Origin of the sequence: Parachryseolinea silvisoli (assembly GCF_021190955.1) — a bacterium.
GTDB lineage: Bacteria > Bacteroidota > Bacteroidia > Cytophagales > Cyclobacteriaceae > Ohtaekwangia > Ohtaekwangia silvisoli.
Genome location: NZ_JAIOAO010000008.1, coordinates 144,422 through 163,913 on the forward strand (window position 1 = coordinate 144,422; position 19,492 = coordinate 163,913).

Annotated in this window: 17 protein-coding genes; 8 read left to right on the forward strand and 9 right to left on the reverse strand. The window is 52.2% G+C overall.

The window, feature by feature from the left end:
- Window positions 1-154: 154 nt before the first annotated feature.
- On the forward strand, window positions 155-784 hold the full coding sequence (locus K7P01_RS30660) for an endonuclease III domain-containing protein (protein ID WP_267298421.1): 630 nt from the start codon (window positions 155-157) through the stop codon (window positions 782-784).
- Window positions 785-843: 59 nt separating this feature from the next.
- On the forward strand, window positions 844-1,245 hold the full coding sequence (locus K7P01_RS30665) for a DoxX family protein (protein ID WP_267298422.1): 402 nt from the start codon (window positions 844-846) through the stop codon (window positions 1,243-1,245).
- A gap of 78 nt (window positions 1,246-1,323) precedes the next feature.
- Here the strand turns inward: K7P01_RS30665 and K7P01_RS30670 are convergent, their stop codons facing one another.
- Window positions 1,324-2,631: a hypothetical protein gene (locus K7P01_RS30670; RefSeq protein WP_267298423.1), complete on the reverse strand. Its 1,308-nt coding sequence runs from the start codon at window positions 2,629-2,631 to the stop codon at window positions 1,324-1,326.
- 303 nt (window positions 2,632-2,934) lie between these two features.
- Here K7P01_RS30670 and K7P01_RS30675 point away from each other — a divergent pair, with 303 nt between their 5' ends.
- Entirely contained in the window at window positions 2,935-3,495 is a 561-nt protein-coding gene (locus tag K7P01_RS30675) for an AraC family transcriptional regulator (protein WP_267298424.1), read from the forward strand.
- Between the two features lie 44 nt (window positions 3,496-3,539).
- On the opposite strand, the gene K7P01_RS30680 is transcribed toward K7P01_RS30675, so the two are convergent.
- From K7P01_RS30680 to K7P01_RS30695, 4 genes are all read right to left on the reverse strand, one after another.
- Window positions 3,540-3,974 carry a VOC family protein gene (locus K7P01_RS30680; RefSeq protein WP_267298425.1) on the reverse strand — a complete coding sequence of 145 codons (435 nt, stop codon included), beginning with the start codon at window positions 3,972-3,974 and terminating at the stop codon, window positions 3,540-3,542.
- A gap of 50 nt (window positions 3,975-4,024) precedes the next feature.
- On the reverse strand, window positions 4,025-4,519 hold the full coding sequence (locus K7P01_RS30685; RefSeq protein WP_267298426.1) for a chemotaxis protein CheW: 495 nt from the start codon (window positions 4,517-4,519) through the stop codon (window positions 4,025-4,027).
- 245 nt (window positions 4,520-4,764) lie between these two features.
- The gene (locus K7P01_RS30690; protein ID WP_267298427.1) at window positions 4,765-5,391 is read right to left on the reverse strand and encodes an NAD(P)-dependent oxidoreductase; all 627 of its coding nucleotides are present in this window, start codon (window positions 5,389-5,391) and stop codon (window positions 4,765-4,767) included.
- Window positions 5,392-5,430: 39 nt separating this feature from the next.
- On the reverse strand, window positions 5,431-5,904 hold the full coding sequence (locus K7P01_RS30695) for a hypothetical protein (RefSeq protein WP_267298428.1): 474 nt from the start codon (window positions 5,902-5,904) through the stop codon (window positions 5,431-5,433).
- 100 nt (window positions 5,905-6,004) lie between these two features.
- Between K7P01_RS30695 and K7P01_RS30700 the strand changes: the two genes are divergently transcribed.
- The gene (locus tag K7P01_RS30700) at window positions 6,005-6,661 is read left to right on the forward strand and encodes a MarR family winged helix-turn-helix transcriptional regulator (RefSeq protein WP_267298429.1); all 657 of its coding nucleotides are present in this window, start codon (window positions 6,005-6,007) and stop codon (window positions 6,659-6,661) included.
- Here the strand turns inward: K7P01_RS30700 and K7P01_RS30705 are convergent.
- Window positions 6,630-9,023 carry an ABC transporter permease gene (locus tag K7P01_RS30705; RefSeq protein WP_267298430.1) on the reverse strand — a complete coding sequence of 798 codons (2,394 nt, stop codon included), beginning with the start codon at window positions 9,021-9,023 and terminating at the stop codon, window positions 6,630-6,632. The two genes, K7P01_RS30700 and K7P01_RS30705, sit on opposite strands and share 32 nt — an antisense overlap.
- Before the next feature lie 264 nt (window positions 9,024-9,287).
- Here K7P01_RS30705 and K7P01_RS30710 point away from each other — a divergent pair, with 264 nt between their 5' ends.
- Entirely contained in the window at window positions 9,288-10,052 is a 765-nt protein-coding gene (locus tag K7P01_RS30710) for a hypothetical protein (RefSeq protein ID WP_267298431.1), read from the forward strand.
- A gap of 84 nt (window positions 10,053-10,136) precedes the next feature.
- Here the strand turns inward: K7P01_RS30710 and K7P01_RS30715 are convergent, their stop codons facing one another.
- The 3 genes from K7P01_RS30715 to K7P01_RS30725 all read right to left on the reverse strand — a co-directional run bounded on the left by K7P01_RS30715 (window position 10,137) and on the right by K7P01_RS30725 (window position 13,469).
- Window positions 10,137-10,331: a cold-shock protein gene (locus tag K7P01_RS30715; RefSeq protein WP_254088088.1), complete on the reverse strand. Its 195-nt coding sequence runs from the start codon at window positions 10,329-10,331 to the stop codon at window positions 10,137-10,139.
- Window positions 10,332-10,696: 365 nt separating this feature from the next.
- Window positions 10,697-12,658, reverse strand: a complete 1,962-nt coding sequence (locus K7P01_RS30720; protein WP_267298432.1) for a T9SS type A sorting domain-containing protein — start codon at window positions 12,656-12,658, stop codon at window positions 10,697-10,699.
- 538 nt (window positions 12,659-13,196) lie between these two features.
- Complete coding sequence (locus K7P01_RS30725) at window positions 13,197-13,469, reverse strand: hypothetical protein (protein WP_267298433.1); 273 nt, start codon at window positions 13,467-13,469, stop codon at window positions 13,197-13,199.
- Between the two features lie 392 nt (window positions 13,470-13,861).
- On the opposite strand from K7P01_RS30725, the gene K7P01_RS30730 reads away from it, so the two are divergent.
- The 3 genes from K7P01_RS30730 to K7P01_RS30740 all read left to right on the forward strand — a co-directional run bounded on the left by K7P01_RS30730 (window position 13,862) and on the right by K7P01_RS30740 (window position 19,324).
- Entirely contained in the window at window positions 13,862-15,055 is a 1,194-nt protein-coding gene (locus K7P01_RS30730) for a M57 family metalloprotease (protein ID WP_267298434.1), read from the forward strand.
- 184 nt (window positions 15,056-15,239) lie between these two features.
- Window positions 15,240-17,174 carry a transglutaminase-like domain-containing protein gene (locus K7P01_RS30735; protein ID WP_267298435.1) on the forward strand — a complete coding sequence of 645 codons (1,935 nt, stop codon included), beginning with the start codon at window positions 15,240-15,242 and terminating at the stop codon, window positions 17,172-17,174.
- A gap of 8 nt (window positions 17,175-17,182) precedes the next feature.
- Window positions 17,183-19,324 (forward strand): DUF3857 domain-containing protein, encoded by a 2,142-nt coding sequence (locus tag K7P01_RS30740; protein ID WP_267298436.1) that lies wholly within the window; start codon window positions 17,183-17,185, stop codon window positions 19,322-19,324.
- The last annotated feature ends 168 nt before the right edge of the window (window positions 19,325-19,492 follow it).

The following is a 19,492-nucleotide window of genomic DNA, read 5'->3' on the forward strand; positions in this document are numbered from 1 at the left end:
ACACAACCCCGCGTGGGACTGCCCGGCCTGTCATCGTTGGGGACGCAATTTCCCCACAAGCGCTTCCCCGAAACCCAGCCCCGCGCCGCGGCCCTGAAACCGCTGCCATACGTGTTAAAAATTTGTATCTTTCCCACCTTAAATCACAGACACCATGGCAGCGCGCGACTGGCAAAAAGAAATTCAGCCGTTACTGAAAAAGTACAAAGGCAAAAAGTTTCCCCTCGACTATGGCAACACCTATGAGCTCGTGATCATGGTGATCCTCGCCGCGCAAGACTCCGACGCACACATCAACAAAGTCGCACCCGATCTCTTCAAAGCCTTCCCCAACATGAAGGCCCTCGCCAAAGCAACCGAAGACACCCTGCACCCGCTCATCGGCAAAGTGCGCAACTTCGGCAATAAGACGAAGTGGCTCATGAGCCTGGCCCAAACGGTGAAGGACGACAAAAACATCCCCCTCACCATGGACGAGCTCACCGCGCTGCCCGGCATCGGCCGCAAGTCCGCCAACGTCATCATGCGCGAGTCTGGCGTCGCCGCCGAAGGCATCATCGTCGACCTCCACGTCGTACGCGTAGCCCCCCGGTTAGGCATCGCCACCGGTACCGACCCCAAGAAAATCGAAAAACAAATCATGGAAGTAATCGCGCCCAAAGACTGGGGGGAAGTCGGCATGGCCATCTCCTTCCTCGGCCGCGAAACCTGCCGCCCGACCAATCCGAAACACGCCGAGTGCGTCATGAAGACTTCCTGCGCGTACTATAAGGCGTTGCAGTAAAAAAAATCTGCGCATACTGTCCAATCGTCGGTTCGCGAAGCATTGTGACAGAAAAACGCATGACAACAATCAGCACTTCCGAAAAACCGCGTCAAATCGCTTACTGGATCATTACCATCCTCCTCTGCACCGGCATGTTCGCCGGCGGCGTCGCGCAGGCCGTCCACGCGCCCTGGAACACGCAGGGCTTCATCCACCTCGGCTATCCCCTATACGTCATGACACTCATCGGCCTCTGGAAGATCGCCGGCGTAGTAGTGCTCCTGGCCCCGGGCTGGCCGCTTGTAAAGGAATGGGCCTATGCCGGTTTCTTCTTTGTCATGACCGGCGCGGTTGTATCACACCTGGCCAGCGGCGACGGAGTCAGCGGCGTCATCTGGCAAAGCATCTTTGTTGTGTTGATTGTGCTATCGTGGCACCTGCGGCCGGCATTACGCAGACTCCCCGTGCAGGCCCGGTAGTCAGTCACACACGCTCGCAACTCCAGAGTATGGCAACAGACATCATCCAGCACCAGGCCACGACCTGGTGCTTTTACATTATGGCTTCCGTTTCGGCACAGCAGGCAATCCTTTCTCCTTCCGCAGCCGGGCCATCGCCCAACACCACCACGCGCACTGTTCACCGTTGCCGGCATCCTTGCTTTTCCATACAGCCTCTTTCATGGACGCCAGGTCTTTATCGGTCAACTTCTGCGAAGGCTTGATACCCGCAGCATCCAGCCAACCGCCTTCCATATAGATGCTGCTGCCGGCGTTTACAATTCCGATCAATTTTAGGATCTGTGCCACCCGTGTATAGTCTTTCTCCTGGCGACAGAATTCCATCTCCCAACCGAGGCCCTTACCAATGATCTCGTTCGATACGGTGCCGTCGGGATAGCCGTCTGTCGGCATCCACGCCAGGCCACGGGTGGTCTTGAGCAATGTGCGCTGCATCTCCGCTACTGTATTTACCATCACCCCATGCTCGAGCGCCTCCCATCCGGCGGCCACGGGCGCCAAACATACCCACCCCATTCCCAAAAACGGCACGCCGCCGTTCGAATCCGGCAACCGCATTTCAAGATAGGTAGTCTTACCGTTGCGCTGCACCGTCAGATGCTTCGCGATGCCTTGCCTCAGCAGGCCGAGCTTTTTGCTCCAATTGTCACCGAGTGCTCCCGCGCCTCTTCGTTTTGCCACGGTGATCATATCCGTCAGCGCTGCGCCGACAAAGCTTTGCGTCAGAAGGTCCCACGTATCCCAGCGTCGGCCTTCGCGCGAATGCTCAAACGACAGGTTACGCACCAGGCCCGGCTCGATCGACCACCAACCCACCTGCAGATACGTGCGGTCACACGTCCGCTCCATGAGCTTACTAACCAGGGGCCACGTCTTATCTTCAAAGGCGGTATGCCCACGCTGCACTGCCAGCCGCGCCCACGCAAGCAGTACATGCGCCTGTCCGTCGATCTGGTTCTCATTGCTGGTGACCGGATAACGACCATCGACCGCTTGTCCGATTACATGCGGGATCCGCTCCATATCGTTTTCCGCCACGGCATTCAGCACAAAGCTGATCATGCGCTCGGCCTCTTGATAGCGGCCCGTCTCGAGCAGCAATAGTACCATCGGCCCGGTTGTACGGCAGTACATGCCGTCATAGGCACCACTGAGTGACTCCTCCAGGTATCCATCCGGGTTTAGACGGTCCAGCAAGCTATAGTAAGTATTGGCATATAGTTTTTCGAAGAAAGGAGTTTGTAGTACGTCTGCGACCGAGTCCCGAATAGCGGCAGCACATGGCTGCGTAGAAAAGATGAAAGAGACTGGAAGCAGGATGGAGCAAAGAAAAAATACACGCATGGACATATCTGTTTTGAGATGCTACGGTCCAATATGCAAAAAAATCCAGTACAATCGGCGCCTGTCATCCCATCCACCCGGTGGCGCACGATTACGTACACATTACCAAAAACCGTTTCGCATACGCCATCACTACAATTTCGTAACATTCTATACTTCTAACGTAAACTTTTGTCAACATCAGGGAAACTATAATCAGTAAATTCGATAAATGATCACGCCCCGCCCAGGCAATGCCCCGTCACTTGTCAACAAGTAAGTAGTCGTTTTTAGGAAATTGTTGTGGATACAAAGATGGTAAAAATGGTAACAAACGTAACAAAGATAGAGGGAACACCCTATACTTCTGCCGACAAGCGGTTGGAAGAGGTCGCCGCGTCCCTCGCAAGGACCCTCGCACTCATACGCCGCAAAGCGCCCGAAAGCGACGAATATCCCCTGCGCGTGTATGCCCTCATCCGCAAGCTGTATGCGCTGGCCCAGGACCGATGGAACGACCAGCAGCAAGGCATCCGCTACTTGTCAGCCGACTTATCCAACATCGACAAGGCACGCCTCGTCAAGATCGCGCAATATATTCTCGAGCACATCGACGAGCCTCCTACGCTCAGCGACCTGGCCTACGAGGCGGGCGTCAGTCTCTCCAAGCTCAAACAGGATTTTAAGAAAGCCTTTGGCATCACCGTACACCAATTCTACGCGCGTGAGTTCGTCAAACAAGCACAGCATATCTTACTCGACGAAGCGCGGCTGCCCATCAAGACTGTAGCCTATAAATTCGGGTATAGCGTGACCGGCTTTATAAAGATCTTCAAGAAAGAGTCGGGCATGACCCCGAAACAATTCCGGCAAATGTATAGGTAGAGTTTAAGAAGCTACCTGCAGCACGATAGCAGTGTGCCGTTCGGTCAGGCCGGCGTCTTGATGCTGATCATCCATTGCACACCATACTGGTCCTCCACCATACCGAAGGTATCGCCCCAAAACTGTTTACCCAGTGTCGCCAATACGCGTCCACCGTCGCTCAGGCTGTGAAAGTAACCCGTCAGCAATGCTTCGTCCGTTCCTTCCAGCGACAACGCAAACTGGCCGTCGCTCCGGGCGTGGATCAGCCCCGGATTGTCGCTGGCCAGGATCTTTACCGGCCCCTCCAGACTGGCGTGCATGATCTTGTCCTTCATGGCCTCCGAATTTGCCCCCGGGTTGCTGTGGGCATCCGCAGGCCCGTCGCCAAAGGTGGACAGCGTCAGCTCGCCGCCAAAAATGCTCTTATAAAATTGCATCGCTTCCCGGCAGCTGCCGCCGAAAAACAAATAAGGATGGAGGTGAAGAGATGACGCCATAGGAGTTTTTTGGATAGGCTATAAATTATTATGCCTGCTATACCCCATAACTAGGCCCGCACCTCGGCTAACGTGGCCTGGAAGCTCGTTAGTTCTTCTGTGGCAAAAACGTTAACAACGTCCAGGAGATAAATAAAGGCATCGCCCGACTTCACCGTACCCCGGATAAAGTCTAACGGATAGCGCGCGCCGATCGAGGACAGTGGCATGATGTCTTCAACGTCAATTTGTATCACTTCGCTCACCGCATCGACCATTACACCCACGCGAAGTTTTTTGCCAGCCACTACCATGTTTATTACCAGGATACTGGTATCGTCTGTTACCATCGTGGCGGACAAGCCAAACATCGTGCGGCTGTCAACCACCGGCAACGTCGTGCCGCGTAACGTCATTGTACCTTTCAGAAAAACGGGCGCCTGCGGTATCGCCGTAATCATACCCACCTCCACGATGTCATGGATGTAATTGACACCGGCCGCCAGCAGGTCCTCGCCAATCTTAAACGATATGCAGGACTCGGTAATAGGATCGTTTGTCATCATACAGAATCCTAAATGTACACCCGCCCCGCCCGTTGTGTCGTCTCAACACGAACATGTTCGGCACGCCCGTAAGGTTGTCGGGCGTTTCTTAAAAAAAAGCGGCCTGAAAACCGGGAATTCCAGGAGACCGCCGCACTGCAAACGCGCGATCACGCGATTTCTGTCAACTGGATTCGAAAAATGGCGATTCGGATTGCCCTCACAAAACACGTAAGGTTCCGGAAGCATTTCGCCGGGTATCCAACTCAATAGGCCACTTCCACCGTGTTTCGAAACAAATCCGGGTTGTTTATAGTGTCCAACATAAAGTTGGCCACATCCGCGCGGGAAATCCTGGTACCGTTGTCGAGGAACTTCCCGATCGCATAGCGGTATTTCCCCGTCACCCCGCCATTCGTGAGCTGCGGCGGCCGCATGATCGTCCAATCCACCGCGCTCGCCTTCACAATGCTCTCCATACGCACCAGGTCTGCATACATCTGCCGGAGGATCCGCTGCAGAATGTTTTTCGTCGCCCACCGGATCAGCCAGCTGTGCGTGGGGTTCACGTCTATGCCCGAAGCAGAAATAACAAACAACCGCGACGCACCACCATCAACCATCGCCTCCAGGATGTGCCTATCGCCCGCGGAGTATAACGTCGTTTCGCGGGTGGAGTTCTTACCGATCGCCGAGATTACAACGTCCCCTGGCGAAAAGAGACCCCGGAGTGTCTCGGGCATCATCACATCCGCCTTTCGGACCACCAGGTTCGGATGACGCAGCGTCAGACTTTCCGGATTGCGAACGACCGCCACCACAGCATGACCACGCTGCAACGCCTGCTCCACTGTCGCTTTACCAATGCCGCCATTGGCCCCGAGGATTACCATACGGGGTAATGATATTTTTTCTGTATTCACGGATATAGTTTAATTGAATCGAAACACACTCAGTACGAAAATCACCAGGAAAAAAACCAGCTGCATAAGCTGCACCACCGTCACCCCCGACCGCAGGGATCCCTGCTGTGTCCAGCGCACAGTGGACTCCTGCATAACACGCGCATGAATCCGCTTCCCCAGGACCCTCCGGAATGACAACCCGTTTATAATAATTAGCAGCAGCACGCCCATCTTAATGCGAAACCAGAGCTGCGGCCCCCATACCGTATGCAGGTAGAACATCATCGTCACACCGGAAAGGACGATCAGCATCAGGCCCACAGCCGCCACACGTTGCAGGCGCCCCACCAGGCGTTCGATCACTACCCCCTCCTGTATCCGGAACCTGTATATATTCCAGAAGTATTGAAGCAGGATCAGGTCGATTAAGCTTGTCCCCGCCGCCACCGAGATTCCTACTATGTGCAATGTCTTGGCGATATCATAAACCTGTTGATTCATTATCGTGTCGTTATGTTGACGTAAATGTATTAGGTTTACAAGGGTGTCCCGCCAAAACCGGAACAGGTAATGAATAATTTAGTACGAAACCGAAGTAATTATGGCTGCTAACAAAACGGTCGCGCTGGTGAACGCGTGGGCCAGCTATGAAACAAAATTTCCCGACGGCGACATCGCCGACTTTTGCCGGTACTACCTCGCCCATCAGGAGGTGAAGGAAGTTAAAGGCGCCCTGGTCGGTGGCGTGATCCCGAATGTCACCGACGGCCTGCTACTAAAAATTATGGGAAGAATCAGTAAACTGAATATGCAATACGCCGCAAAAGCACTCAGCGGCACGGGATTGACGCAGATAGAAGAATTCGGTATACTCGTCAACATCCGGCAAAGTATCAATCCCCGAAAAACAGATGTGATCTATACCAACCTCTTCGAGCTCAGCAGCGGCTCCGACACCTTAAAGCGTCTTCAAAAACGTGGCCTTATCCGCGAATACGTAGACGACAACGATCGCCGCTCAAAACGCCTCGAGCTCACGCCGAAAGGCCACGCCACCCTCGGGCAATGCCACGAACGCATCGTAAAAAATGCCCGCATGCTCCTGCACGACCTCGAAGACGACGATAAGAAACTGTGCATCCAGATCCTCAGAAATGTAGAAGTGAAATTCTCCCGGCTCTGGCCGGAACATAAAAGCAAACAATTTTCAGAAGTATATAGCAGCATTATTCCGTCCGCAAAGAAGTCACCGGATTAGCCGACGACGCCCGGAACGCCCGATACCCTACAGTCACAAACGCCACAACAACCGTAATCCCCAAACTAGTCAAAAATAACAGTGGACTCAACGTAATCCGATACGCGAACTCTTTCAACATCTCGTGCATCCCAAATCCCGCCAACGGCGCCGCCAGCAAAAATCCAAACAAAATCAACCGCGCAAACTCTTTCGAGAACAACAGCATGATCCCCATCACCGACGCGCCTAATACCTTCCGTATCCCCACCTCTTTCGTACGCTGGTTCGCCATATAGGTCACCAGGCCCAGCAGCCCCAGGCAGCTGATCACAATCACAATACCCGAAAACACATTCAGCATCATGGCCGTTTTGCGTTCGCCACCATACATCTCGGCGATCTGCTGATCCATAAACGTATAGTGAAAAGTATATTCAGGATACGTCGCCTCCCATTTCCGTTGAACATGCTCCAGCGTCGTCTGCATATTCACCGTGCTGATCTTCATCGATAGGTTTTTATAGGAGCCTTTGTCATTGTACAATACCACGGGTTCAATCGCGTGGTCCAGCGCCTGGGTGTGAAAATCTTTTACCACGCCCTTCACCGGATAGCGTTTACCCCACAGCACCAGATCTTCACCGACAATCTTCCCAACATCGGAGAAGCCGGCAAGCCGCGCCAGGCGTTCGTTCACCACAAATCCGGTCAGCGTGTCGCCATCGGTTAGATCCTCGCCGGCAAGAAGCGAGAGGTTGAACAAGTCGAGGTATCCACCGTCTACCGGCTTCAGCTGTACGCTGATCTCATTATCCTGGTCGGCCATCCGCACGCTTGTAGAATGCACACTGTTTGCCGAGGGCGGCGCCAGGCTGAGACTCGCCTGCTGAATACCGGAGTAATGCAGCAACTCATCTTTCAGGGTTTGCATATTGCCCCCGCTGCTGCTGTTAGTATGCTGCACCGGAATCGGCACCGTAATGATGGCCTCCGGAGAAAAACCCAAATCTTGCTGTTGCATAAAATCCAGCTGCCGCGCCATCACGATCGTACCGAAAATAAACACCTGCGCAATAAAGAATTGAAACACCACCAGCGACCGCCGCAATGTATACCCCGACGACGCCCCGCCGCCCGTTTGACTTTTCAGCGCCAGCACCGGCCGGAACCCCGATACCATGAACGCCGGGTATAACCCCGCCAGGAGTGTCACCACCAGCACAAGCACCGCCAACGCAAGCGGAATCGCCGGAATGCTCCAGTCCAACGAAAGCGACATGCCCAGGAACGGATTCGTGAATGTCAGGACGACCGGCACCAGCGCCATCGAAAGCAGCGTGGACACCAGCGTCACCAGGAACGCTTCGCCCACCAGCTGCAGCACCAGTTGTACCCGCGAGCTCCCCAATACCTTGCGGATTCCCACCTCTTTCGTGCGACGAATCGCTTGCGCCGTAGCCAGGTTGATAAAATTGATACACGCCGTCAGCAGCATAAACACCGCCACCGCCGTAAACGTCACTTGCGCGATCAGCGGCATCTTTTTATTGTAGTTACCAAACCGCCGGTCGGTATGTACCTCCTTCATTGGCTGCACGATAAAGCTACCTTCTCGCCCGTGATCATCACCCTTGTGTTTCTTCACAAACGCCGGCAGCTGCGCCTCGATCCGCTCCCGCGATTCACCTTCCCGCAGCAATACATAACAGTTATTATGATCGGCCAGATTCCCCCACCCTTGTGCAAGCATCTCCTGACGGATCGTATTGTACGAAAGCATCAGGTCAAAAGGCAAGTCCGTCGTACTCGGATAATCCTCCATCACCGCCGTGATGCTGTATTCCACGCTGTCATACACCACCGACTGCCCCACCACGTCTTCCCGCCCGAAATACCGCCGTGCCCACTTCTGCGAGATAACAGCCTCCTGCGGAGCATCCAGGCTTGCCGCCGCGGTGCCCGACACCAACGGCCGGTCGAAGATCCGGAAAAACGAAGGCTCCGTAAAAACAACACCCTGCGGCTCCTCGTATTTCTTTACACTACCGTCCGGCTGGGGCACAACGATCAGGCTCCCGCGTCTATACGACGTGAACGCCACCGCTTCCACCCCCGCAATATCCGCCTGAATCGCCTCCGGCAAAACCGGCGGCACAGCCTGTGTATAGGTTATTCCCGCATTGCCCACACCGCTCGATACAATCCGGAAAATGCGGTCGATATGTGTGTGGTACGTATCGTAGCTTTTGCCGTTGTGCACAATCAGGAAGAGAATCAGGGTAGTCGTAATGCCCAACGTCAGCCCGACAACGTTGATAAACGTGTTGCCTTTTTCCCGGAGCAGGGTACGGAGCGTGGCGTTCAGATAATTTCGGATCATAGCAAGGGGATAAATCTACGGGTTCCGTTTGCAAACGCCGGGCCATCGCGCAAAAACCAGCTATAGCCACATTTGACTTCTCAACCAGTCCGAATCTGTAAAAATCTGCCCGCAAATGGACGGCGGGAATGTAGCGGTTTTAAGACCGTACCCGAATGGGTTATTGCCAGGCGCATGGCAGACCCCTAATTTTCCGTTGAGAATGCCTGTTGCCCGCACCGGGCACCATTGTCTTCGTCTCTTAACACTTTAGAACAATACACTATGCTCGTAACGACAATTTTGGCCGGCTTTCGGAAACACCTGGCTACTTCCTTCCGGTTCATGATCGCCGGTGTACTCCTGGCGGCCTGCAGCGACAGTGACGACAATTCACCGACAGTGTGCAAGCTCAGCAAGATGAAATTGGGTGGAGCGGATCAGGAATTTGTGTACGACGGGCAGGGACAGCTCAGCGAAATGATAAACCTCACGTCGAACAGCAAGTCGACGCTCGTGTACGATGGTGAAGGAAAAATAATAAAGAGGCTCAATTTTGATGAAAAAAACGAGGCTAATGGACATGCCGCATTTCTGTACGACGACGACGACAACATCATTACGGCCACCTTCTACCTGCCAACAGGCGAAACGAATTCTATCGCATCCTATGAATATGATGATAAGCACCGGATAACTGGGTATAAAGTAAAGTTCGCAGGGGAAGTAAATTTTATAACGGATTTAAAATTAAGCTATTATGCGAACGGAAATCTGCAAAAGGTCGTATCCTATGAAGATGGCGTTGAAATCTATTCAATCAGTTGCCTGGACTACGACGCCAACATCAATCCAACAACGCTGCACCCATTCTTTCAGTTTCTGACCCTCAATTACAGTCCAAACAATATGGGAAAAGAGATCGGGCCCAACGACGAAACCGTCTATACGTATGAATACAACGATCGGAAGTTGCCCACCTCCATCACCTACGAAACAAGCTCTTCCGCCATGGGTGAAACTAAAAGCGTGGAGTATAGCTGCCGCTAGCCCCGCCGCAGGATGAGTTAACCAACGAACAAAAAAAAGATCGGCTGTAGGCCGATCTTTTCAATGGTATAATGAGGTGAGTTCTTAATCCATTATTCTGGTAACATTCACGGCATTCATGCCTTTTTTGCCACGCTCTTCGTCATAGGTAACTTCGTCGTTCTCACGGATCTCATCAACGAGACCTGAAGTGTGAACGAAGATGTCAGTCGACGAATTTGAGGGCTTAATGAATCCAAATCCTTTGGCTTCATTAAAAAACTTTACGATTCCTTGCATTGTATTAAAAATTAAAATAAAAATTCATCTGTACCCTTGTCAGGGGCACCGTAGGTAGTAATAACGATCCGGATTGCTACAGAGAAATCTTACAGAAAGTAATTATTGAAGAAGGGTGAAGACAACAAATCTTGTTTTAAGGAAGCTTGCTGAAAGGCACTATTTCTTAACGGTCCTCAAAGATACAACCATTATTCGGCCTTTCCTAATTTAATGTAAAACACGTACAGGGTGCCGCAATGATGTCCCTACTGCCAATCGCCAGGCCGCATAGAGTCTGTTAACCAACGGACAAAAAAAAGATCGGCTTTCGACCGATCTTTTTACCACGCTCTTCGTCACGCTCACAAATCTCAACAACAAGCTTATTCTATCACCACGCGTACGGCAGAAGACTTCTGCGCGGTTGTCAGACGGAGTAGGTAGATGCCGCGCTTGTTAGCCGTAGACATTTCAAAATCTGCCGTAACGTTTGATTCTGCGGTATACTTCCGTTGAGAAACGACCGTACCCTGGCTATTTAACAGTGTAAGGGTGAAGTCGCCTGCATCACGCAGCGATACCCGTGCCGCAAAACGGCCGCTGGCCGGGTTCGGCGTGACATAAAAATAGTCAACATTACCAGCGACTTGCTCATCGGCGAGGTCATTGACCGAAGCAACACGTCCCCCCATTGCCGGGACAACCTGCACCGCTACTGCCTGACAGCCGGCGGTATTCTGCTCGTTTTGCGGATCGACGAACGGATACTCCGAATCGCGTACCACAACCTGGTATTCGCCGGCGGGAATGCCTGAAAGACGGTTCCGCACCCCATTACCGTCTGCCACGGGCGGCTCCGCGGTAAAGATCGCACCGGTATTGATCTCAATCCACACGAAGGAATAAATACCGCTGCCCCCGGTGGCCCGGACTGTAATGGCGCCGGTAGACTGGCCTGGTTGGGAGGGCGTTACGCTCACCACCGTGACGGATACGGGCGGTGATGTCGGCTGGGTTATTGTCGCCGTACGTTCTACAATGTTACCATTGGCGTCGCGCGGGGTACAGGCTCTGCTATCGACCAGTCGAACAACGTACGTGCCGGCTGCAAGATCCGGAAAACTCCCCGTAGTTCCGGAGAAAAGCGTTTGCTGCGTTTCGCCATCGGGTTGCTCCAGGAGCGCTATATAGGGTTGCCGGCCTCCCTGTGTAGTGATATTGATCTTGCCATCCAACCCACCCGGACAATGTATGTTTGATGACGTTATCGTGAATGAAAAAGATGTTACAGGAATTGTAACCGTCCAGGTTTGGCCGTTTGTAAACGACGGCCGTCCATTGTATGCGCCCAGGAAGGATATGATCCGCGTGCCGGATGGCAAGCCGGTCAGTGTATACGAATTGTCGGCAGCGAACTGAGCTCTGGTTAAATTTGAAGCGTACACGACACCATTCAACACAATCGAGAGGGTTTCACCGGTGTACAGCGCGCGGTTAAGCGTTATCTTGATCTTTCCATCGCTCACTCCCGAGCACGACGGCGCCGTGACTACCGGTTGCCCCAATATCCCGGGAGCAGTAAGCACGGGGACAAGCTGCATGACATTGGAGATGCTTCCACAGGCGCCTACTGAACGCACCCGAACCGTTTGATTGGACGCCAGTACAGTGTTGAAATAATCGCTACTGATGTCGTTCCCCGAAAAAGAGAGCGTATTATCGGAATATAAGGATGAGGAAAAAGCAACCCACGCGCCATTGCCGATCTGGTACTGCCAGCCGTAAATATTGCTGGCGTAACCTTGTGTGGCCTTTATGGTAACGCGGTTTGATTGCGGCAGATACCAGGTTGACGGATTGGATTGACTGCTGCCACCGGTGCCAAAATAGAAAAGATTATAGAGGTTCGGTATGACTCTCACCGTCACGGTACTGCCCCAATACGGAATGATATCCGTATACGTCTGCGTGGGCAAGCATCCGAAATACGAGGTCGTCTGGGTGTCCCCCGTGCCGCTATAGCCATTACAGTCAAAAGCGTTTTTCCAATGCCGGGTTCCCCAGAAATAGAAATTGCTCAGCGACTGACCTGCGGACAGCCAAAAGACCCGCGTAAATGTTGTCGGGGTAGTATTGACGCCGCCGACATTTTCCGACCACCATAGCTGGTTGCTTCCGCCGGAGACCGACGCCCACAGCTCAAATCTGTTGTCACAGGAGCCGGAGTGGTTATCCACACCATCATAAATGGAAACCGAAACCTCCACCTGATAGGAGCCTACATCCTGAGCATCGACACGTGCCCAAAAAAACACAATGATTAATAAGGTAATGATTCTTTTCATAACTTTTTGGTTAACGAATTATTAGTATAACTGATTTAAGAAAATGCTATCGCTGATGATAATGACCTATAATTACCTTAAAAATCACACCCAACATCCAACCGGTCAATAAAATACACCTGGCCCGCAGACAACTTAACCATCACGACAACCGACAGAGTCTATTTTTTGCGTGCCGAAATAAAAGTATTAACAAATACTATCTTTTCAAAAAACTTATACATCAAAACAAAAATATATTATAAGGAAACATAAAACATCCACTGGTATTTTTCAGGTATATAGAATTAAATAAAAATATACCTAAGTATAACATCCCCGCTGATAAAACCTCTACCCCATCTTCGTGGCGGCGGGTTCGTGCTAATTCAATATCTCCCCTAACGGACCAGCGATCATGTCTGGCATTAAATACTATTATTGGCTTAATACAACAGCTTAAAACTTAATATCCGCTGACATCAGGAACAGCATAAAGCTCGATACCATCGGCATATTCTGATTATAAAAGGATTTCCAACGCCGCAGGCGTTACTCCTCATTTCTTCAACACGTCTTTCAGAAACTTGTCAAATACGGCATTTACCACATACGAAAGAATGTCGGCGCTGGGCAGCTCCCCCTCAAGGTATTGATCGGGATGCTCCAGGATGCTTTTTCGCGCCCGATGGACGAGGTCCGTCCATTCGGCTTCCGGTAGGTCCTGACGCTTGTGTTCCAGCATTTCTTTCAGGTCGTCAAGCTGGCCGTCAATTTTTTGCTTGAGTCTGTAAATGTCCTCGGGTTCGATGGAAATAAAATATTTGTTCATAATTGCCTGTTTGTTGGTAAAGCTAACGAAAATATGCGGGTACAGCGTTGCCGGCACGAAGCAATCCATAATGACTGTTCCCACATTGTCCCAATTGTTCCCATACGTTCCTATATATTCCCAACAGTTCCCACAATCGCAGCACCTTGAGACAAGAAAAAGCAAGGCCAGGATACTCCCTACTAAAGCCCTACTAAAGCCGTACTAAAGCCCTATCAAAGCCCTATGAAAATTAAGCTAACGAAACCTCTACCTGCACCGGAAAAATAAGGTACTATCCATACTATATACCGATCCATGCATAAAGAAAAATATCAGCTGATCAAGACATCCTCCGAACAACATAACCTATATTGAAACGTTATTCATATCACAAACAAAAAACACACATTATGTACAATTTAAAATTTCCCCTCGGGAAGATTCTTTCCCTGCTTGTTATCGTGTCAATGCTTTTCGGATCTTGTCAAAACGAAAACGATGTACAGCCGGTTGAAACACAGCCACTATCAAACGACATCGCTGTGCTGAAATCGTTTTTATCAGAAACAACAGGTACACCGTTAAGTAACATTACCTTCACAGACGACACCTTCACCATCGATGGCGACGTTGTCATGCCGCTAAAAAATGCCCGTGACCACTACGCGAAATTCCAAACAGAAAAAAGTACAACCGGCCGTACCGAGCAACGGCAGTATATGTACCTGTTAACGCCCGCCGTAGCCGCCGGCATCACCATCTATATCGGTGCTGACGTGCCCAGCGTATGGGTAACGTCCATTAACCAGGCCATATCCAACTGGAACAATGGCGCAGACTCGAAGATCCACGCCGCCGTAACGACTACCGCGGCAGGTGCGAGTATCGCCATTTCCATGAATGCAGGGCTTCCCTCCAACGTCATTGCCCAGGCTTCATTCCCCGATGCCGCCGGCAACGCCGGTCCTACCGTTCACATAAACCCCGCGTTTAACAGCACGCTTACGGTAAGCCAGAAACAATTCGCCATTACCCACGAGTTTGGCCACTGCTTCGGCTTTATGCACACCAACCAAACCAACGGCGCCCTCATTGCCGACACGCCCGTTACGGATGCCAACTCGGTCATGAACTCCGTGGTGCTCAACTGGAATGGCTTCACATTCTACGACTTCATCGCGTTCGGCAAGCTATACCCCCATACTGCCGGCACACGCCGTTTGCTTCGGTATTTCAGCAGCGCGAATACCGATCATTTCTACACCATCAACACAAATGAGATTGGCCCAACCGGCAACGGCTGGGCGTTCGAAGGTGGCTCCGGATACGTCTACGGAACCCCTACGCCCGGCACCGTGCCGCTCTACCGTTACTACGATGCCGTCACCACAGACCATTTTTACACCCTGAATTTCGGTGAAGTCTCCTGGACCTACGAAGGCGTCGCCTGCTACGTCTCCGCCACCCAGGTGCCCGGCACCAGACCGCTCTACCGCTATTTCTCCGACGACACCAAAGACCACTTCTACACACTCAACTTCGGCGAAGTATCCGGACCGTCATGGACGTATGAAGGCATTGCCTGTTACGTTTGGCAACCGTAACCTGTAGCACAAAAGCCCGTCTATCTGTTCTGGCGAGAGAGAATAGATAGACGGGCTCTTAATGCACGTTTCAACGCCCTTTTTTTATTCAAAAGCCCCTCACATCTTACAACAGTTTTATAAACCCGGGTAATGCATTTTTAGAGTAAAAACAACGCTGTATACTTGTTGTGTAAACGCTCCAATGCACCTCTCCATCAACCGCTTACACATCGCCGGCAAAAACGCCGCCCTGCTGGTTGCCATGCTGCTGCTACTGCCGGCCCTGGCAACCGCCCAGAAGAACACCAATGCCGAACGGGCCGCCGCCCTGCGCGCCAAATTCAAAGACGCCAAATTGGCCCTGTACGGCTATCAGTCGGAGTATACCTTCGACATCCGCAACAGTACCCTGCAGGCCACACTCCGCGAGCAGCTCGACATCATCGCCCTCGACGGCAGCGTCGACTATAACCGCCCCGTGTTCTACAACGACAACATCACCGTCGGCGAAACCGAGCTGCGCTACACGTCCGGCAAAAGCCTGCCCGTTTCGAAAACCTGTGGCAACTACGAGGTAGAGGATATCTTCTATTCCGACGCCAAAGTCTGCGCCTACAAGTTTTTTTTACTCTCGCCCGGCACCGAGGTCACGTTCACCTCACGCCAGACCTATACCGACACACGATACCTCACCAAAATCTTCTTTCACGACGACCTTCCCGTCGAAGAACGCACCATAACCTTCAGCATCCCCGCCAGCGCCACCGTGGAATTCATCGAGAAGAATTTCGATGGCCACAACATCACCCGCACCGTCACGCCCGACGGCTCCCGCAAAATATACCGCTACACGGCTAAAAACCTGAAAGCCTTGAAAAGTGAGTCTCACTCGCTGGGCCCGCTGCATAATTACCCCCACCTGGTGGTCATCAGCAAAGACTTCACCGCCAGCAACGTAAAAACCAACGTCATCGCCTCCGTAGACGACTTGTATAAATGGTACGCCAGCCTCGTCAAAGAGGTGAAGAACGATCAGGCGCCCATGAAAGCGGAAGTGGCCCGCCTCACCGCCACCGCCAAAACCCCCGAAGACAAAATCAAAGCCATCTACTATTGGGTTCAGGATAACATCAAATACATCGCCTTTGAAGACGGCATCGCCGGCCTCAAACCCGACGCCGCCCAGAATGTATACAACAACCGCTACGGCGACTGCAAAGGCATGGCCAACCTCACCAAGGAAATGCTGAAAATCGCCGGGTTCGATGCACGCATCACCTGGATCGGCACCAACCGCATTCCCTATAGTTACGAAGTGCCCTCGCTGGCCGTCGACAACCACATGATCTGCACCGTCACCGTCGGCGACAAACAATACATTCTCGACGCCACCGAAAAATACATAGCCCTCGGCATGCACGGCGAGCGCATCCAGGGCAAGGAAATGCTCATTGAAAACGGCGACAAGTTCATCGTTAAAAAAGTGCCCGTGTCCGGCGCCGACCAAAACCTGATCTTGCAGGAAGAGAGTCTCCTGCTGGAAGGCGACCTCCTCCGGGGCCAGGGAGCCATGACCATCCACGGCGAATCAAAAAAGAATATCCTGTACATGTCTACCAACATCCGCCAGGAGGACAAACACAAGCTGTTCGACAACCTGGTCGTACCCGACTATACCAATGTGGACCAGGTAAAGGTCACCAATACACCGCCCATCGACCGCGAAAAGGCCATGGAGATAAAATATACCTACGGGCTCACCAACAAGGTAACGCGATTCGACAACGAGCTGTACATCGACGTGGACTGGAACAAAGCCTTCAAAAACCTCAAAATGGAAGACGAGCGTCTGTCCGATTATTACTTCAACCGCAAGATTAACACCAAAGTCACCAAAAAACTGAAGGTGCCCGACGGCTACACCGTCACACATCTTCCCAAAGGCCTGCGGAAAAGCAACGACGACTTCTCCATCCTGGTAAGTTTTGAGCAAAAAGGGTCCGAGCTGATGTATACCAACCAGATCATCATCAACCACGGCCGCATTAAAAAATCCGACTTCGCCACCTGGAATGCCGCCATCCAGGAGCTGAATGAAGTCTACAACGACCAGGTTGTATTAACCAAAAAGAACTAATCTCCTTTATGAACAATATCGTACGCGTGGCAACCTGCCTGTTGCTCTGCCTCGTCACCACCACCGGCCCCCTGCTGGCCGCCGACCGCACCGATGAACTGAAACAGGAAATGTGGAGCTCTTCCGACAAAGATTTCAAAGTCGTGGTGATCCCCGACAAATGGAAAGACAAATCGGCCGTCATCATCGCCCGGTTGAACCGGTTTGAGTACCGCAAGCAAGCCATGGCCGCGCTCCTCAACATCAATCAATACAACCACTACCGCATCCGGCTGAACGACAAAAACGCCGTCAATGAGTACGCCGAGATCAGCTTTAAATCCGGCGACAAGGGCCGCGCCCGTGTCTACGTGGGCTTTAAAGTCATCAAGCCCAATGGCCGGGAAATTATAGTAGACCCCGCCACCGCCGTAACGATGGAGCGGAAAGGTTCGGATGGATACGCCTATAAAAAGATTGCCATCCCCAACCTGGAGCCCGGCGACATCCTGGATTACTATATCTGCGAGGAAGAGGAAAGGCTGATCACGTCGTTGATTGAATTCTTCGATCCCATCATCCACAACCTGCGGCAGGAGTATCCGGTCATGAAACAAAAGCTGCAATTCAAAGTACAGCGCCGCTGCTACATCAACCTGCGCTCGATCAACGGCGCGCCCGAGCTGAAGCTCGTGACGGACGAAGAAAAAGATGAACAGTATTACAGCCTGGAAGACGGCGACCGCGACGGCATAGCCGAAATGAAATGGCTCTATCCCAACCGCGACGTGCCCACCGTTAAATTCCGCGCAGCCTATGCCTCCAACAAGGGTATAAACAGCTACGACGTATTGCTGGGTGAGCAGGGCGAAGTAAAAAGCAAGGTAACGGCCGACGAGCTGGCCGAGGTTTCCAATACCATGCTGAAAATGTCGGCGCTCTATGCCTACAACACGGCCAACAAGTATCTTAAAAAGAACTATAAAGGCCCTACCGATAATTTCTCGGTGGCGAAGGCCGGCTACTACTACAACCGCCATGAATTGCTGGGCAAAAGCGAAACGCTCACGCTACAAAACGAGAACCTTCCCACCGAGCGTGAGATGAATTTTATCGCATCGTTTTCCACCTTTCTGAAAGACGAGGACATCCCCCACGACATCGTCGTGGCCGTAGCCCGACGCATCTCCAGCGTCGACGATGTGATCTTTGAAAGCGAGCTGGACTACCTCATCCGCGTACGCCAGGGCAAAGACTTCCTGTATTTCTCCCCGTACTCCATCTACACCGTGCCGGGCGCCATACCTTCCTCGCTGCAGGGAGCCGACGCCTACGCGTTCGACGGCCTGACCAAAGCCTCGCGCTGGGTGCCCCAGCGCACCACGCTGCCCGCCTTCACCAAAGACGACAACGTCAACGGCACAACCATGACTGTAAAATTGTCGCCCGACCTGCAGCACGCCACCCTCAACGTCCGGCGAAGTGTCATGGGCGTGGAAAAGCCCTACGATCAATACCGCTTGCTCGACGTCTATGATGCCATTGAAGAGGACAACAAATCGTACGCAGCCTACGAATACGAATATCCGTCCAAGAAAAAGAAAGAGTACATGGCCCTGCAGCAGGCCTACCAGCAAAATCGCAGCAAGACCAAGACCGACGCGCTGAAAGACATGATCGCGGACGACTACGAGTTTAAGGCAGACGATCCGACCGACCTCACCATCCTACAGACCGGCCGCAGCGACAAAGACCCGGCCATGATCTACTCATTCACCTTCGGCACCGACGAACTGGTAAAAAAGACGGGGCCGAACTACCTGGTCGACATCGGCAAGCTCATCGAAGGACAGGTCAGTATCGAGAAAGCCGAGTTGACCCGCGACCAAAACATCTATTTCGACAACGCCCGCTCATTTCGCTACACCATCACCCTGGAAATACCCGAGGGCTACCAGGTGCAGGGCCTCGATAAGCTCAACAGCCGCGTAGAAAACGCCGTGGGTGGATTCACCAGCACCGCCAAAGAAGAAAACGGCAAGGTGGTGATCGAAACCTATAAACACTACGACGTTACCTATGCCTCCAAAAACGAATGGCCCAACATCGTGGCGTTTGTCAACGCAGCGCATAATTTCACCGGCCAGAAAATTCTGTTGAAGAAGAAATAGGTCTTTCGAGTTTTTGAAGTTTAGGAAGGCCGCCTGAAAGGGCGGCTTTTTTTATTATCTTCCGCCTATATGCCCAGGATCAAGCGCGGTAGTGCCGATCTTAAGCCGCACATAAAGCATAGATAAAGCATGGATAAGGCAGCGTACTATATAGTGGCTTATCAGTGC

Coding starts and splice junctions, on each gene's coding strand:
- K7P01_RS30725 (WP_267298433.1), bottom strand. CDS start 13,469: ATGAACAAATATTTTATTTCCATCGAACCCGAGGACATTTACAGACTC.
- K7P01_RS30730 (WP_267298434.1), top strand. CDS start 13,862: ATGTACAATTTAAAATTTCCCCTCGGGAAGATTCTTTCCCTGCTTGTT.
- K7P01_RS30735 (WP_267298435.1), top strand. CDS start 15,240: ATGCACCTCTCCATCAACCGCTTACACATCGCCGGCAAAAACGCCGCC.
- K7P01_RS30720 (WP_267298432.1), bottom strand. CDS start 12,658: ATGAAAAGAATCATTACCTTATTAATCATTGTGTTTTTTTGGGCACGT.
- K7P01_RS30665 (WP_267298422.1), top strand. CDS start 844: ATGACAACAATCAGCACTTCCGAAAAACCGCGTCAAATCGCTTACTGG.
- K7P01_RS30680 (WP_267298425.1), bottom strand. CDS start 3,974: ATGGCGTCATCTCTTCACCTCCATCCTTATTTGTTTTTCGGCGGCAGC.
- K7P01_RS30700 (WP_267298429.1), top strand. CDS start 6,005: ATGGCTGCTAACAAAACGGTCGCGCTGGTGAACGCGTGGGCCAGCTAT.
- K7P01_RS30695 (WP_267298428.1), bottom strand. CDS start 5,904: ATGAATCAACAGGTTTATGATATCGCCAAGACATTGCACATAGTAGGA.
- K7P01_RS30715 (WP_254088088.1), bottom strand. CDS start 10,331: ATGCAAGGAATCGTAAAGTTTTTTAATGAAGCCAAAGGATTTGGATTC.
- K7P01_RS30685 (WP_267298426.1), bottom strand. CDS start 4,519: ATGATGACAAACGATCCTATTACCGAGTCCTGCATATCGTTTAAGATT.
- K7P01_RS30660 (WP_267298421.1), top strand. CDS start 155: ATGGCAGCGCGCGACTGGCAAAAAGAAATTCAGCCGTTACTGAAAAAG.
- K7P01_RS30690 (WP_267298427.1), bottom strand. CDS start 5,391: ATGGTAATCCTCGGGGCCAATGGCGGCATTGGTAAAGCGACAGTGGAG.
- K7P01_RS30670 (WP_267298423.1), bottom strand. CDS start 2,631: ATGCGTGTATTTTTTCTTTGCTCCATCCTGCTTCCAGTCTCTTTCATC.
- K7P01_RS30675 (WP_267298424.1), top strand. CDS start 2,935: ATGGTAACAAACGTAACAAAGATAGAGGGAACACCCTATACTTCTGCC.
- K7P01_RS30710 (WP_267298431.1), top strand. CDS start 9,288: ATGCTCGTAACGACAATTTTGGCCGGCTTTCGGAAACACCTGGCTACT.
- K7P01_RS30705 (WP_267298430.1), bottom strand. CDS start 9,023: ATGATCCGAAATTATCTGAACGCCACGCTCCGTACCCTGCTCCGGGAA.
- K7P01_RS30740 (WP_267298436.1), top strand. CDS start 17,183: ATGAACAATATCGTACGCGTGGCAACCTGCCTGTTGCTCTGCCTCGTC.